The sequence below is a fragment of the Pseudomonadales bacterium genome (assembly GCA_013215025.1).
Classification (GTDB): Bacteria; Pseudomonadota; Gammaproteobacteria; order Pseudomonadales; family DT-91; genus DT-91.
In genome coordinates, this window is record JABSRR010000094.1 from 1 (window position 1) to 14,815 (window position 14,815).

The following is a 14,815-nucleotide window of genomic DNA, read 5'->3' on the forward strand; positions in this document are numbered from 1 at the left end:
CCTAGCAAGGCAACCAAAGATGTGGTGTCGACCCCTAATTTGTTTAAAGCCGCAACCACGACAAACAGCATCAATACGGCGTTGACAATGGTTTGCACAAACGAGACTAACATCTCGTCTAAATTGGCTCTTAGCATCAATTTGCCGGCCAGACCAACAACCGCTTTTACGACAATTTTACCAATGTAAAAAATCAGTATTGCTAGCGCAATATTGATGCCCCATGGAATAGCATAGCTATCGATATAGCCTTGAATATTATTAGTATCAAACATAAAAAGTTCCTTTTATCAGTTTGTTATAAACATAGCTCAGTTTTCACTAAGCTACATGCTTTTAATGATTTATTGAATATTCACCGAGCTATTTGTAGACGAGTTATTAAATTCGACATACACATTCACGGGCCCAGAGCTCAGTGCCTCAGCCTGATTTTGCCTGCCAGGCTCGGTAAAAAACCGTAATAAGCCCTCAGGTGATGGAGTGTATATTGCTAATGAAGTGCAGTCGTATTTATCGTTAGCTGTCGATAAAGTGGCTTCACACTCGCAGGTAACAGTGTCGCCAACATTTGGGTTTGAAGGCAGGCAGGAGGCGCTTATAAACGTCACATAGCCAGATAGTACAGTAATATTCAGGGCATCGGTTAATACACCGGTAGCGGTGGGGTATTCGATTGAAAGTTCAAACTGCCCTGGGTTTTTGCTGTGCACCACGCCGCGACTATCAACATTATTCGTGACCTGGGCAATATTCTCGTTTGAGCTTGACCATTCAACTTGACTGGTAACGTCGGTGACTTGACCCAGTGAGTCGGTGAGGTAAGCCTGATAAGGTGCATCGCTGCGCAGCGGCAGTATTGTGCGTCTGGGCTGAATCTCTACCGAGATAGGTGCTGGGTTATTAACAATTAAGCTACCGCTGTCAGATTTTGAGCGCCAAGTGGCTTTGATTTCTGTCGTGCCGACGGCAAAGCTGCGCGCAAGCCCAGGCACTCTAAGGTCGTCCTCAGCGACAGTTTTTTCAGAGCTATCCCAGCTGGCAAGTTTGCTGATATTGTTGCTGCTGCCATCTTGGAAATAAGCGATCGCGGTATAAGGTTGGTCAATGCCTAAAGGTACTTCGGCGGACTCAGGAAATACCTCAATACGATCTAGTTCAGGCGCGGTTACGGTGGCAAAGGCCTGGTCGTTGATGCCGTTAAGCTCGGCAAAAATGGATGTGGTGCCGGGTAGTAAGGCGTTGGCGGTACCACCGTCTAAGCCTCTGGGCTCAATACTGGCCACCGAGCTGTTTGAAACCGACCACAAAACATCATCGCTAATATCTCGGCTGTCACCATTATTAAAGGTACCAATCGCATTGTAACGCCCGGATACCCCTTTTGGCACAGTGATCTCGTTAGGTGTGATTTCTATTTTTTCAAGTGCCAAAGGTATGACGGTTAAATCTGAAAATGCCAAAATGCTTTGGCCGGCATAGTTAAGCGTAGCAATAACGCGAGTTTTACCCTGTGAGCGCGCAATAAGTTCGCCTTTATTAAAATTGAAATTACTGATGACGGCATTTTCAACGTTCTCGACGGACCAATCAACCTGAGGTGAAACATTGATAAATTCGCCACCGCTCATTTTAATATAGGCGCTATAGATTTGACGCTCGCCAACCACTAATACTTTATTAGGCGGGTCTATGAACAGAGCTTCAATCTGGGCATTGGTGATTTCTAATAAACCGCTATCGCTGAAGCTATTACCTTGCAGCGCAAAGTCGGCTTGTATTTCTACACCAGCAGGGGCATTGGTTTGTAAGGCAAGTGCTTGACCAGGGTCAAGTATAATTGCGCTGTCGTCAGCACTACTCCAGCGAGAGGCGTCGGTAATTTCTTGGCTGCCGCCATCATCAAATTCGGCAAAGCTGAAAAATTGACTAGACAGGCCAACTATACTGAGTCGTTCAGGAGGGGTAACCGTGATATTTGTAATATTTTTATCAGTGATGTGCAGCGTTGCTGTAGCGGTAAAGGCGTTAAATATGCCAGTTATAATAACCGTGCCAGAACGTTTGGCAGTTAGCAAACCATTATTATTGATCTCTGCCAACTCTGGTTTGTCAACCGACCATAAGGTTGAATTACTCACGTCTTCTTGCAGGCCTTGCTGGTTATAAAAAAACGCCTGATATTGCTGCTGCGTGGCAATATTGATGGTTGCTGTTATAGGGCTGATGCTAAAAAGCTCAGATGATATTCCTTCGTTATATAGCGGATTGTCATTACTGCATGATGTCAGTGTGGAGAAGACAAATAAAGCGAGGATAAAAAAATTGAAACGTCTCATTCTGCACCTAATTCTGAGCGGTAAAATTCAAACTTAATGCGTCTATTGGCTAAACGATGCTCGTCTGTGTCGTTATCAAATAGAGGTTCGTTTTCGCCGCGCGCCAGCACGCTAATGCGCTCAGCTGCAATGCCTTGCTCCAATAGATATTGTTTTGCGCTGTCTGCACGTTGTTGCGATAGCCTCTGGTTAAATGCTTGGCTGCCTTTGCTGTCGGTGTAGCCGATAATGCGCAGGGCGTAGTTTTGATTTTTATTTAAGAAAGCAACGGTATCAAAGTCAGGGTGGTTGACTAAGTCGGCCATTTGATAAGCCGCAAAAGTAAAATCAAGATTAATATTGAAGCGATACTGTGGGCAGCCGGCCTCATTGACCGGTACATTGGCGAGGGTGCCAAGGCAAAGATCTTGTGCATCTATTACGCCATCCATATCTTCATCATTGGGCCCGGTCACGGGATGATCACCAAAGTGGAAGTTTAAGCCCAGCAACAAGCTCAGTGCGCCACGGTCTTGAATGGTGTTGATTTGATCGCCTACCACTGTGACTGTATCGATGACAAAGCCATCGTAGCGAAGCGTAAGATCTAAGCCGATATGCTTGGTGATTAATACACTGGCACCTGTCTGTGCACTGAAGCTAAATGCCTGACCAGTCTCGCTTTGCGCCACCGTGTCAACCACAGGCCGTTCTTCGCGAAACAAAAAGGTATAGCCAAGGCCAAGGCTGTAAAATGGCTGAAAGCGGCTATTATCAAGATTAAAGTCGTGGCGTAAGCCAATGGCTGGAATAATAAAGTATCGGTCTTGCTGTACCAGCCAGGCGAGATCTAGGTAGGGTCTAAAATAATAGCTTTTATCGGTATCAAAAATTAAGCTGCCGTTTAGCGCGAAGCCATTTTGTGACGGGCTTTCTATGCCAATAATGCGGTTGTTGACTTCATCGGTGTAATCAATCGCGAAGCTGTAGCCGGTTTTTAAACTGAGTTGTTCGAACTCTAGCGCCATACTGGGAGTGGCGAGAAAGCAGAGAAGGGAAGCGATAACTGAGCGAAAATGGGCTAAGTCAGCAAAATAAGCTAAGGTAATGCGATAAAAGCCATGCATTAGAAAATCCTATTTAAAAGCTAATTATTTCTTGGTGGCAATGTATTTTATGGTCAATAGTGCTAATCTGAGGGCTAATATTTTTACCGTTTAGCTTGAAAGCACTAAGACTTACAACAATTTATAGGGAGTATAGGGTGTTTAGATTATTACTACTAGGCTTTATCAGCATGTTACTGATGGCTTGTGAGCAAAAAACCGCTGTAACTACAGATGATCAAACAGAAAAGGAGGCAACGGTGACTGTATCGACATTATCAGGTGAGGTTTTTTATCTACAACGCAAGCTGTTGCCACCCGGTGCTGAACTAACGGTAAGCCTAGAAGATGTATCAAAAATGGATGTTGCCTCAACCCAAATCGCTGCTGTTAGCCAAACCCTTGAGGGTGCGCCACCCTATGCTTTTTCTTTGGATTATGACCCCTCGTTAATTGTGCCAAATATGTCCTACAGCTTACGGGCAACAATTACCTTGGCCGATAAATTATTAATGACCTCAACAGAGTCCTTAAATCCATTTCGCGACCCTGATGCTGCTATTTCGATTAAATTATCCATGGTGGCACAACACTCTGCTGAATCTAGCGCTAGCGCTGAGCACAAAGCGGTAACGGGTTTGGCAGTGGTTTCGGTAAACCCGCTGGCCAGCTTGTCTAACACCTACTGGAAATTGATTAGCATCGGAGAGCAAACAGTTGCAATGACTGAGAATCAAAAGCAAGAAGCCTTTTTTCAACTAAATGATAATGACAGCAGCCTTAAAGGTTTTGCAGGCTGTAATAATATGATGGGCAGTTATGCTAGCGAGGGTAATGATTTATCGTTTGGCCCAATCGCAATGACAAAAAAAGCCTGTTTAGAGGGTATGGATACAGAGGCGGCGTTTGCCGGCGTGCTCGAAGCAACGGCGTATTTCTCGATTCATGAGCATAAGCTAACCTTGTTGAATAGTGATAAAAAGCCCATTGCCAGCTTTGAGGCGCAGTACTTTAATTAAGCGCTTCACTTTATTTAAGCGCTTCGCAAGTTAGATGTTAGTTACAGTGATTAACGCTTTAGGATAAGTTTGATAGGGATATATATGTCAATAAGAATGCAATTATTAGCGATTTCATTGCTACTGGGTGCGGCTTTAGCCGCCTGCTCTGATCAGTCATCGTCAAACTCGGAACTCTCCGCGCCGGTTGCTGCAGATGTTTACAGCAAGCAGTCTTTAAAAGACGAGGTTTCAGCCGATACTGAGAGCATCGCTGAAAAGGTTGGCGACGACACGGATGCCTATGGCTGTATTGGCTCGGCAGGCTATCAATGGTGTGCTAGCACCGCAAGCTGTGAACGGCCGTGGGAGCTGAGTGAGCAAGAAAATTTTGCGAATACTGCAGCGGCATTCTCTGCCTATTGTGAAACGGAGGCTGTTATGACTGACCAACTCAAACCCGTCGGTGCTGACCGAGACGAACATGGCTGTATTGCCTCAGCTGGCTATCAGTGGTGTGCGAAATTAGAGCAATGCGTTAGACCTTGGGAGTTAGCCGCTGAACAGGGTTTTGAAAATACTGCTGAGGCATTTGAGGCTTTTTGCCAAACTAAAAACAGCTAATAGCAGTCGTTTTCACTGAATACCTCTACACTAGGCTCTTGCCCTGTGTCTGAGCCAATCAAAAAGTTGATGGGTCGACAACAGACTTGGCAATCTTCAATATAGCTTTGCCCGCAATCCTCAGAATTAATGACGACTTCTATTTGTGCGGCGCAATAGGGACAGTTGATGCTTTTTTCAAATAGCTGATACATACCTGATTTACGCGCAAACGGCTTGATAGTATCAAGCCGTAAGCCCTATTTGAGCTAGCAAATTGTTTTTGAAGGTATCATTACCGATAAAAGCAAATGCTAAAGAGTGCTAACAGGCTGAAGCTATTACGTCTCGTCTCTCGTGTTTCGTCTCTCGCATTGAAATCAACGTTAATGATTCAATAATGTTGATTGCTTTTATGGCTCTGCAGCTTCAGCTACCCAGCGACGCAAATTTTGAACGTGGCTGGGTAGATACACAGAGCCATCGGCGCTTAGTTGTTGGCGTGCAGCTCTTCATTGAGCTGAATTGCCGACTTATTGGTCAGCACCTCAATGGCGCCTGTTAAGGAGTTGCGACGAAACAGTAAATCGGATTTACCGGCTAATTCACGCGCGGCTACTTTTTCGACCACTTGACCCTCACTGTCTTTCACCTCGACCTTACTGCCAGCGGTAATATAGAGACCTGCTTCGACCGTGCAGCGATCACCTAATGGTAAACCAACACCAGCATTGGCGCCGATTAAGCACTCGCTGCCGATAGAGATAACAATATTATTGCCGCCTGATAGCGTGCCCATGGTTGAGCAACCGCCGCCAAGGTCAGATCCCTTGTTGACAAACACGCCTGCAGAAATGCGGCCTTCAATCATTGCGGTACCTTCTGTGCCGGCATTAAAGTTCACAAAACCTTCATGCATGATAGTGCTGCCTTCACCAATATAGGCGCCTAAACGCACTCTGGCAGTGTGCGCTATGCGAACACCTTGAGGGACTACATAGTTAGTCATCTTGGGGAATTTGTCTACTGATGCAACTTCTAATGTCTCACCATTTAAACGCGCTGCTAATTGTTTTGCTGGTAACTCTTCAAGGTCGATTGGGCCAAGATTGGTCCATGCCACGTTTGGTAGTAAAGGAAAAATTCCATCTAACACTGTACCATGTGGCTTAACCAAGCGGTGCGATAACAAGTGAAGCTTTAAATAAGCTTCAGGTGTGGTATTTGGCTTTTCATCGCTTGCTAAAGCGACGGCAATCACTGCTTGGCTGCTCGCTTGAAGCTTTGTTGCAAGCTCGGCCTGTTCTACAAAGCCTGCTTGCTGCAATGCTGCTGCTAAAGCGGTAAGTTTTTCTGTATCTAACAGAATGGTCTGATTGCCGTTGGTATAGCCAATGCTTTGCAGAGCGTCGCCCAGCTCTACGTCTTTCAGTGGTGCAGGGAAATAGCTGTCAAGGTAATCACCTTTGCTATTCTGGTAAGCGGTGCCTAGGCCGAAGCTGAATAATGATGTCATCGATATATCTCTTATGTTGAAAATGTAATTGGGAATCGAGGCAGGTTAGGGTGCATGTTTGCTTTGGCTTACAAGGCATGCGCAAAGATGGCAGCATAATCATCGGCTTTAAAGCCAATGAAATATTGGCCGTTATGCTCTAACACAGGTCGTTTAATTAAGGTTGGGTGTTCAAGGCAGAGAGCAATCGCACTGTCTTGATTGAGATGGGTTTTGCTATGTTCGTCGAGCTGCTTCCATGTGGTGCTGCGTTTATTGATCACCTTGTCGAGGCCAAGCTGATCAAGAAAACATCTAACCAAGGTTTCATCTAAACCGTCAGTGCGGAAGTCATGAAACGTAAACGCTTGGTCCCTTTGCGTCAAATATTGCTGTGCTTTTTTTACGCTATCGCAATTTTTGATGCCATATACGGTTGTCATAGTTGTTTCCTGTGTTAATTGAATATAAAAATTGCTGCTAATTTTTCAAAACTAATGGCTAACAATATAACTAGACAAAATGCTGTTGCATAAATTGTTTTATCCGTTGTGCAGCCGCAATGCATTCGGCCGGCTCGGCAACAAGCGCAATGCGAGCGAAACCTTTACCCGGATTAAGCCCATTAACCGTGCGCGACAGGTATTGCCCTGGTAAACAAGTGATATGTTGCTCGGCAAATAGTCTTTGACAGAAGGTTTCATCATCAATGGGGAGTTCAGGCCATAGATAGAATGCCGCATCAGGCATGTTGACGTTCAGTGATCCATCCAACGTGTCTAACACTTGCTTGAATTTTTCTTGGTAAAGGCTGCGGTTTGCGATTACATGTGCCTCATCTTGCCATGCGGCAATGCTGGCTAATTGCGTAGGCTCGGCCATCGCGCAGCCATGATATGTGCGGTATTGCAAAAAGGCTTGAATAACGTCTTGGTCGCCCGCTATAAAGCCTGAGCGCAGACCTGGCAGATTAGAGCGTTTAGACAAGCTATGAAATACTACACAACGCTTATAGTCATGACGACCCATGCTGGCAGCAGCTTGTAATAAGCCGCAGGGCGGCTGAGATTCATCGAAGTAAATTTCGCTGTAGCATTCATCAGAGGCAATAATAAAATCATATTGTTCAGCAAGCTGGATAAGCCGAATCAGTTGTTGCTCTGGAATGATTGCGCCACTGGGGTTGCCTGGCGTGCAGATAAACAAAATTTGGCAGTCTTTGAGTGCCTGTTCGTCGCTTTCTGTCAGCGATTCTATATCGGCAAGAAAGCCGTTGTCTTTTAAGCAAGGTATAAAATAAGGCTCAACCCCTGCTAATAAAGCTGCCCCCTCATATATTTGATAAAACGGGTTTGGCATTAAAATTTTGCCATTTGGGTTGGAGCCATCGGCGATCGCTTGCACAAAGGAGAAAATGCCTTCGCGGGTGCCGTTTAACGGCAATACTTGTTGTGGTGTTAAGCTGGTTGATAGGCCAAAGCGCTTATTCAACCAGTCGATGATCGCTTGCTTGAGGTCAGCGCGACCAGCAGTTTTCGGGTATAGGCTGACTTTGTCTAAGTTATTTTGCCAGGCATTGATGGCCAGCTGCGGTGGTTGATGTTTAGGTTCGCCGATGGACAGTGCAATATGTGGCTGCTGACAGCTCACTGCTATACCTGCTTTCAGCGCGTTTAGTTTTTCAAATGGATAGGGCTGTAATGTCTGCAGTAGCGGGTTCATAAGTTTGTTAAACCGTAAGGTCATTGTGCGCAACTTGTTGATCAAGTCGATCGCAAATAGCTTGTTCGATGCTAAGACATAGCTTGGGGTCGGTCAGCGCGGTTTGGTGTTGATCAGTAATAAAAAATACATCCTCAACCCGCTCGCCCAAGGTCGCAATTTTAGCGTTAATAAGGTTGAGTTTAAACTCAACAAATATGCTGCCAAGCGTTGCTAATAAGCCCGGACGGTCCGCTGATATTACCTCTAGGCTAGAAAAGTTTTTACCCTCAATTTGTGAGATAAATGCACGTGTGGGTATGCCAAAGGATTTTAATTTTCTCGGCGTTCTCCGCTGGTTTAGGCTAGTGTCTATTGCGTTGGCATTCAGCTGCTGGCTTATTTGTTGTTGCATAATGACGAAACGTGGGTCCTCTGCCAGCAAGCTGTCGCCATTCGCATCAAGTACATAAAAAGTATCAATAATGTAAGCAGAGTTCGATGAGTATAAACGTGCATCGACCACGCTCAGTTGATGCTGTTCTAATATGCTGGTTACTATAGCGAAAACGTTAGGCTTATCTTTCGCATAAACAAACAGCTGGGTCGCACCAGCAAAAATAACATCCTCAGCGGCGCGGAATAACACTAGGGCGTTTTCTTTAGATTGTTGTTGATGTTGGCAGATTTCTAATGTGTGCCAAGCAATGTCCGAGGCGCTTTCCTTGAGAAAGTAATCATCGCCTGCACTTTGCCAGATAGCATGATAATCGTCTTCAATCAGCGAACTGCTTAATAGCGCTTGTGCGGCTTGCTGCTTACTATCAATGATACTTTGCTGGTCAACAATGGTTTCGAGTCCTCGTCGCAGCATGCGTTTGGCTTCATAGTATAGCTGGCGAATCAATGATGCGCGCCAGGCGTTCCAAAGCTCTGGGTTGGTACCGTTAATATCGGCTACNGTTAACAAAAATAGCAGGTCAAGATGCAGTTGATCGCCAACTTTGAGCGCAAAGGCGCGTATCACNTCAGGGTCGGATAAATCTTTTTTCTGAGCGGTGTAAGACATCAGTAAATGCTGTCGCACCAGCCATGCAACGAGATTTGATTCAGCCAGATTGAGCCCGTGTGCTTGACAGAATTCGAATGCATCGTCAGCGCCAAGACGAGAGTGGTCGCCACCTCGACCCTTGGCAATATCGTGAAAAATGCAGGCCAAATACAGCAGCTCTTTTTTCTCAATGCGCTTCATTACTTGGCTGGTTATTGGGAATTTTTCGGTATTGTTTTCGTAGCTAAAGCGTCGCGCATGCATCAGCACGTTGATGGTATGGGCATCAACACTGTAGATGTGAAAAAGATCATGTTGCGATAAGCCAATAATCTTGCCAAATGCGGGTATGTATTTACCCAAAATACCATAGCGCTTCATCAGTTTGATATTTGAAGCCACACGTCTTGGTGCTCGAAGGATCTCTAGGAATAATTGTTGATTTCTTGGCTCACAACGAAATTCTTCATCGATTAAGTGCCGGTTCTCGCGTAATTGTCGAATGGTGGAGGCGCGCACCCCTTTGATATCATCGCGCTGCGAATTAATGACGAATAGTTCGAGCAGTGCAGAGGGGTCGTTGGCAAATACTTTATCGTTAGTGGCTTCAATGTATTGATTGCGAAGGCGAAAGCGCGGGTTGATATTTAAAAACTCTTCAGCGTCGCAGGCTTTTAAAATTTGCTCATCAAATAGCTGTAATACCAAATCATTTAGCTCAGACAGCGCTAACGCCCAGCGATAATACTGCTTCATCAGGTGCTCTATGGCGATGCCGTCTTCGGTATCTTGATAACCTAGTAGGCCACTAATATTGCGCTGGTGTTCGAATAATAATCGGTCTTCCTCGCGCCCAGTGATCATATGCAACGCAAAGCGTACAGTGAGTAAAAAATTATGGCCGTTCACCATGATTTGATACTCTTCAGCGGTAAGAAAGCCCTGCGCCACTAATTCGCTGACTTGCGCGACATGAAAGTGGCGTTTTGCTACCCAGCCGATCATTTGGATGTCGCGCAGACCGCCCTGACCGTTCTTTATATTGGGTTCGAGATTATACTCAGTGTTGTTGTACTTTCGGTGACGCGCTTTCTGTTCCTGCCATTTAGCAGTGTAAAAATCGCTGGATGACCAAATTTGATTGGGCTGGATTTGCGGCATTAATGCATCATGAAGGCTGCTGTCGCCACATATGGTGCGCGACTCCATCAAATTGGTCATGATGGTGATGTCGTCTTTAGCCTGATTAACGCAGTCGTCAATGGTTCTGACGCTATGACCGATATCAAGCTTGATATCCCACAGGAAAGTGATGAAATCACTTAGCAAGCTGCCGTGATGCTGCAGCGCTGATTCGCTGGCTAGTAATAAAATATCAATATCTGAATGTGGCAGCAGCTCTTGTCGGCCATAGCCGCCGACGGCGACAATGCTTATATCTTGCGGTACCGAGTGAAAAAAGAATCGCCACGCCCCAGTGATAAGTGCATCTACAAGCTTGGAGCGAGCCAGTACCAAGGATTCAATATCGCTGCCCGATTCGAAAGCCTTGAACAAAACCTGTTGTGCGTCGGCATGACAGTTTTTACAGCGCAAAATTAGTTCATCAACACTCTTTGCCGAGTGCAGTGTAGCGGCTTCGCTATGCAGATGATCGAGTAAAAAAGACATGGCTGGGCGCTTGCTAATTAGGCATTAAACCATTCGGCTTCTTCTGGGCGTGCGGTGAATACCTCAATCCCGCTCTCTGTTACACCAAGCGTATGCTCCCATTGCGCAGAGTTTTTTCGATCTTTGGTGGTCACCGTCCAGCCGTCTTTGACATTAAGTTTTGTGTGGCGCTTGCCAAGGTTGATCATGGGCTCAATCGTAAAGGTCATGCCAGCTTCAAGGTTCAGTCCGGTGCCAGCTTTGCCGTAGTGTAAAATTTGCGGCTCTTCGTGAAAAACCTTACCAATGCCGTGTCCACAGTATTCACGGACTACCGAATAGTGGTTAGACTCGGCGATCTGTTGAATAACCGCGCCGATATCGCCCAGCTGTGTGCCCGGTTTCACAATGCGCATCGCGGCATACATACATTGCTGCGTTATCTCGACTAATTTGCGGTTATAAGGGCTGGCCTCGCCAACAAAAAACATTTTTGAGGTGTCGCCATGATAGCCGTCTTTGATGACGGTGATATCAATATTAATAATATCGCCTTTTTTCAGAATTTTTTTATCCGATGGTATGCCGTGACAGATGACGTCATTCACCGAAGTACAAATCGACTTAGGGAAGGCGCTAGGGTCGTCCTTATCGTAGGATGGGTAAAATAGTGGTGCTGGGCTGGCCTGTTGTGTATTGACGATATAATCATGGCAAATGCGGTCTAACTCACCCGTGCTAATGCCTGGTTTGACGTGTTCTGCGATCATATCTAAAACATCAGCGGCCAATCGGCCTGCGATGCGCATGCCGTCGAAGTCTGCCGCGTTTTTCAGTGTAATGCCCATGAGAAACCTTTGCTGCTCAAATCGTTAAATCATTTGTTTTACGCTGCTGCTATGGATGACCGCTCTAGATCATGCTGTGTTTGCGTAAGGGCGTGTATTGTATATGATTTTTTTGACCAGGAATATTGCCTTTTTACTTGGGTTTGCCTGGTGTTTATGGTATAAAGCGCCCCGTCAGTTTGGCTGACATAAATCGTACCGTAATATTGACTGTTGCCTTGGGTGCTTTGTGCTGCTTTGATGCAGTTTTGAGTTGGGTTACAGATTGCGGTATCAGTTGAGATAACCCCAATAGAGGAAAATATTATGGCAAGTGTAAGTATGCGCGACATGCTTCAGGCGGGCGTCCACTTCGGTCACCAAACCCGTTACTGGAACCCAAAAATGAAAAACTACATTTTTGGTGCTCGCAACAAAATTCATATCGTCAATCTAGAACATACCGTACCTGCATTTAACGATGCATTAAGCTTTGTACAAAAGCAAGCGGCCTCAGGTAATAAGATTTTATTTGTTGGTACCAAGCGTGCTGCCAGTAAAATTGTGCAGGCTGAAGCAGAGCGCGCAGGCATGCCTTTTGTTAGCCATCGCTGGCTAGGCGGTATGTTGACGAATTACAAAACGATTCGTCAATCTATCAAACGTTTTAGAGATCTTGAGACGCAATCACAAGATGGCACGTTTGACTCGCTAACCAAGAAAGAAGCGTTGATGCGTACCCGTGACATGGAAAAGCTTGACCGTTCAATCGGTGGTATTAAAGACATGGGTGGTCTGCCAGATGTATTATTTGTAGTAGACGTTGATCACGAGCGCATTGCCATCACCGAAGCAAATAAGCTAGGTATTCCAGTGATTGGTGTGGTTGATACAAACTCTAACCCTGATGGCGTTGATTACGTTATTCCTGGTAATGATGACGCTATTCGCGCTATCAAATTGTATGCAGCATCTGTTGCTGACGCTTGCATCGAAGGTAAGGCAAAAGCCTCGGGTGCTGCAGTTGCTGATGAGTTTGTAGAAGCTGCTAACGAAGAAGCGGCAGACGACGCAGCAGCAGCTGAGTAAATTGTTGCGCTGATTTTTTTAAAGGGGCTCCGCAGCGGATTAGCCCCTTTTTTCGTTACACAAAACAGAATTTAAAGAGGATTGAATTATGGCAGCAGTTTCTGCAGCAATGGTGAAAGAACTCCGTGAGCGTACCGGCTTGGGTATGTTGGATTGTAAAAAAGCCCTTAAAGAGACCGATGGTGACATCGAGCTTGCAATTGAAAATTTACGTAAAGCCTCAGGCATGAAAGCAGCTAAAAAAGCCGGCCGAGTTGCGGCTGATGGCGCTGTTGTCGTGCGTGTTGCTGAAGATAACAGCTATGCAACAGTACTAGAGGTAAACTCTGAGACTGACTTTGTGGCCCGAGATGAAAGCTTCTTAGGTTTTGTTGCTGACGTGGCTGACGCTGTTTTTGCACAAAAAAATACCGATGTTGCGGCAGTCGTTGCTGGCGAGCTTGAGAATAAGCGTGAAGCATTAGTGCAAAAAATTGGTGAAAACATTGGTGTTCGCCGTGCTGACGAGCTGGCTGGTGATACCGTTGGTGCCTATGTTCATGGCGGTAGCCGTATAGCTGCGCTTGTTGCCNTAGAAGGCGGTAATGCTGAGTTGGCNAAAGACATTGCAATGCATGTTGCNGCGGTAAACCCTCAGTTTGTATCGCCTGAGGCGGTNTCGCAAGAAGTGATTGATAAAGAGTCTGATATCATCAAGGCGCAGCCGGATATGGAAGGTAAGCCTGCCGAAATCGTTGAGAAGATGATTGGCGGTCGAATCAAGAAGTTCTTAAAAGAAATCAGCTTAACCGAGCAGGCTTTTGTGAAAAACCCTGATCTTACAGTGGCAAAATTAGCCAGTGAAGCAGGTGCAAAAGTTGTTAGCTTCATCCGTTTCGAAGTTGGTGAAGGTATCGAAAAAGAAGAAAAAGATTTTGCTACCGAGGTTGCTGAGCAGTTAGCGGGCAGCTAGTCATATTTGCTTTGTGAAAAAAAGAGCCTCTGGGCTCTTTTTTTTTGCCTGCAAATGAAGGCATTAAAGTACAGTTGTTTACGGCCTCATTATCTCCTCAGGTGGGTCTAAAAATTGCTGAAAAAGCTCGCTGTTATGCACTAATTTTTATATATTGTGCGGTTAACAAATGACGGCTCGATAGGAGGCAGCTGCATGCCAGATAAACGTTATAAACGCATTCTCTTGAAGCTAAGTGGCGAAGCCCTAATGGGTGATTTGGGTTTTGGTATTGACCCCAAGGTTCTCGATCAAATGGCGCTTGAAATAGGCCAGCTGGTTGGTATTGGGGTTCAAATCGGCTTAGTCATAGGTGGCGGTAATATTTATCGAGGCGCAGCATTGTCAGAGGCTGGCCTAGATCGCGTCGCTGGTGATCATATGGGTATGTTGGCAACGGTCATGAATGGCCTGGCTATGCGCGATGCTTTAGAGCGCGCTAATATTCCTAGTCGGGTGATGTCTGCCATTCCAATGAGCGGTGTGGTTGATCATTATGATCGACGCATGGCCATGCGTGCGCTTTCTGAGGGTGATGTGGTCATTTTTTCTGCCGGTACCGGTAACCCTTTCTTTACCACCGATTCAGCTGCCTGTTTACGCGCGATTGAGATTAATGCTGATATCACTCTGAAGGCGACCAAGGTTGATGGCGTCTATGACGCTGATCCTGTGACCAATAAAAATGCTAAAAAATTCGAACAACTCTCTTTTGATGAGGTGCTTGACCGTAAATTAGGGGTGATGGATCTCACCGCGATTTGTTTGTGTCGAGATCACGATATGCCGATTCGGGTTTTTGAAATGGAGAAGCAGGGTGCGCTGCTCAGTATTGTTATGGGTGAAAACGAAGGCACTTTGGTTAATAACGATGCATCGGGATTATCCCAGGCCTCAGTAGAAGAATAATAGGCAGTAACGCTGTTGGAGAAAAATGATGATTGATGAAATAAAACTTGATGCGGAAGAGCGCATGGATAAGTCGC

At 45.7% G+C, this 14,815-nt stretch carries 13 protein-coding genes and 1 pseudogene; 5 read left to right on the forward strand and 9 right to left on the reverse strand.

Annotated features, from left to right (window positions below; genetic code table 11):
* The 3 genes from HRU21_08000 to HRU21_08010 all read right to left on the reverse strand — a co-directional run.
* The coding region (locus tag HRU21_08000; protein ID NRA42234.1) for a mechanosensitive ion channel family protein at positions 1-275 on the reverse strand (275 nt) is incomplete at its 3' end.
* A gap of 69 nt (positions 276-344) precedes the next feature.
* Complete coding sequence (locus tag HRU21_08005) at positions 345-2,339, reverse strand: Ig-like domain-containing protein (GenBank protein NRA42235.1); 1,995 nt, start codon at positions 2,337-2,339, stop codon at positions 345-347.
* Entirely contained in the window at positions 2,336-3,445 is a 1,110-nt protein-coding gene (locus HRU21_08010) for an OmpA family protein (protein ID NRA42236.1), read from the reverse strand. Before HRU21_08010 ends, HRU21_08005 begins: the two co-directional genes overlap by 4 nt.
* Before the next feature lie 137 nt (positions 3,446-3,582).
* Here HRU21_08010 and HRU21_08015 point away from each other — a divergent pair, with 137 nt between their 5' ends.
* Positions 3,583-4,443 carry an META domain-containing protein gene (locus HRU21_08015; protein ID NRA42237.1) on the forward strand — a complete coding sequence of 287 codons (861 nt, stop codon included), beginning with the start codon at positions 3,583-3,585 and terminating at the stop codon, positions 4,441-4,443.
* Positions 4,444-4,527: 84 nt separating this feature from the next.
* Positions 4,528-4,827: pseudogene (locus HRU21_08020) on the forward strand (hypothetical protein).
* Between the two features lie 215 nt (positions 4,828-5,042).
* Here HRU21_08020 and HRU21_08025 read toward each other — a convergent pair.
* The 6 genes from HRU21_08025 to map form a co-directional block, all read right to left on the reverse strand.
* Positions 5,043-5,240, reverse strand: coding sequence for a CPXCG motif-containing cysteine-rich protein (locus HRU21_08025; protein NRA42238.1), 198 nt, complete (start codon positions 5,238-5,240; stop codon positions 5,043-5,045).
* 275 nt (positions 5,241-5,515) lie between these two features.
* On the reverse strand, positions 5,516-6,541 hold the full coding sequence (gene dapD, locus HRU21_08030) for a 2,3,4,5-tetrahydropyridine-2,6-dicarboxylate N-succinyltransferase (GenBank protein ID NRA42239.1): 1,026 nt from the start codon (positions 6,539-6,541) through the stop codon (positions 5,516-5,518).
* A gap of 68 nt (positions 6,542-6,609) precedes the next feature.
* Positions 6,610-6,963, reverse strand: coding sequence for an ArsC family reductase (locus HRU21_08035; GenBank protein NRA42240.1), 354 nt, complete (start codon positions 6,961-6,963; stop codon positions 6,610-6,612).
* Positions 6,964-7,033: 70 nt separating this feature from the next.
* Positions 7,034-8,242 carry a succinyldiaminopimelate transaminase gene (gene dapC, locus HRU21_08040; protein NRA42241.1) on the reverse strand — a complete coding sequence of 403 codons (1,209 nt, stop codon included), beginning with the start codon at positions 8,240-8,242 and terminating at the stop codon, positions 7,034-7,036.
* A gap of 7 nt (positions 8,243-8,249) precedes the next feature.
* Positions 8,250-10,943, reverse strand: a complete 2,694-nt coding sequence (gene glnD / locus HRU21_08045) for a [protein-PII] uridylyltransferase (GenBank protein ID NRA42242.1) — start codon at positions 10,941-10,943, stop codon at positions 8,250-8,252.
* Between the two features lie 17 nt (positions 10,944-10,960).
* Positions 10,961-11,770, reverse strand: coding sequence for a type I methionyl aminopeptidase (gene map / locus HRU21_08050; GenBank protein NRA42243.1), 810 nt, complete (start codon positions 11,768-11,770; stop codon positions 10,961-10,963).
* Between the two features lie 306 nt (positions 11,771-12,076).
* On the opposite strand from map, the gene rpsB reads away from it, so the two are divergent.
* The 3 genes from rpsB (at position 12,077) to pyrH (ending at position 14,738) form a co-directional block, all read left to right on the forward strand.
* A complete protein-coding gene (rpsB, locus tag HRU21_08055) occupies positions 12,077-12,838 on the forward strand; it encodes a 30S ribosomal protein S2 (GenBank protein NRA42244.1) in 762 nt (253 codons plus the stop codon).
* 88 nt (positions 12,839-12,926) lie between these two features.
* Positions 12,927-13,790 carry an elongation factor Ts gene (locus HRU21_08060; protein NRA42245.1) on the forward strand — a complete coding sequence of 288 codons (864 nt, stop codon included), beginning with the start codon at positions 12,927-12,929 and terminating at the stop codon, positions 13,788-13,790.
* A 195-nt stretch (positions 13,791-13,985) separates the two neighbouring features.
* Entirely contained in the window at positions 13,986-14,738 is a 753-nt protein-coding gene (gene pyrH / locus HRU21_08065; GenBank protein NRA42246.1) for a UMP kinase, read from the forward strand.
* Positions 14,739-14,815 lie beyond the last annotated feature (77 nt).

Bases quoted from the DNA above. Each gene is read 5' to 3' on its own strand.
- HRU21_08005 (NRA42235.1), bottom strand. From the start codon at position 2,339: ATGAGACGTTTCAATTTTTTTATCCTCGCTTTATTTGTCTTCTCCACA.
- HRU21_08010 (NRA42236.1), bottom strand. From the start codon at position 3,445: ATGCATGGCTTTTATCGCATTACCTTAGCTTATTTTGCTGACTTAGCC.
- HRU21_08025 (NRA42238.1), bottom strand. From the start codon at position 5,240: ATGTATCAGCTATTTGAAAAAAGCATCAACTGTCCCTATTGCGCCGCA.
- dapD (NRA42239.1), bottom strand. From the start codon at position 6,541: ATGACATCATTATTCAGCTTCGGCCTAGGCACCGCTTACCAGAATAGC.
- HRU21_08035 (NRA42240.1), bottom strand. From the start codon at position 6,963: ATGACAACCGTATATGGCATCAAAAATTGCGATAGCGTAAAAAAAGCA.
- dapC (NRA42241.1), bottom strand. From the start codon at position 8,242: ATGAACCCGCTACTGCAGACATTACAGCCCTATCCATTTGAAAAACTA.
- map (NRA42243.1), bottom strand. From the start codon at position 11,770: ATGGGCATTACACTGAAAAACGCGGCAGACTTCGACGGCATGCGCATC.
- rpsB (NRA42244.1), top strand. From the start codon at position 12,077: ATGGCAAGTGTAAGTATGCGCGACATGCTTCAGGCGGGCGTCCACTTC.
- pyrH (NRA42246.1), top strand. From the start codon at position 13,986: ATGCCAGATAAACGTTATAAACGCATTCTCTTGAAGCTAAGTGGCGAA.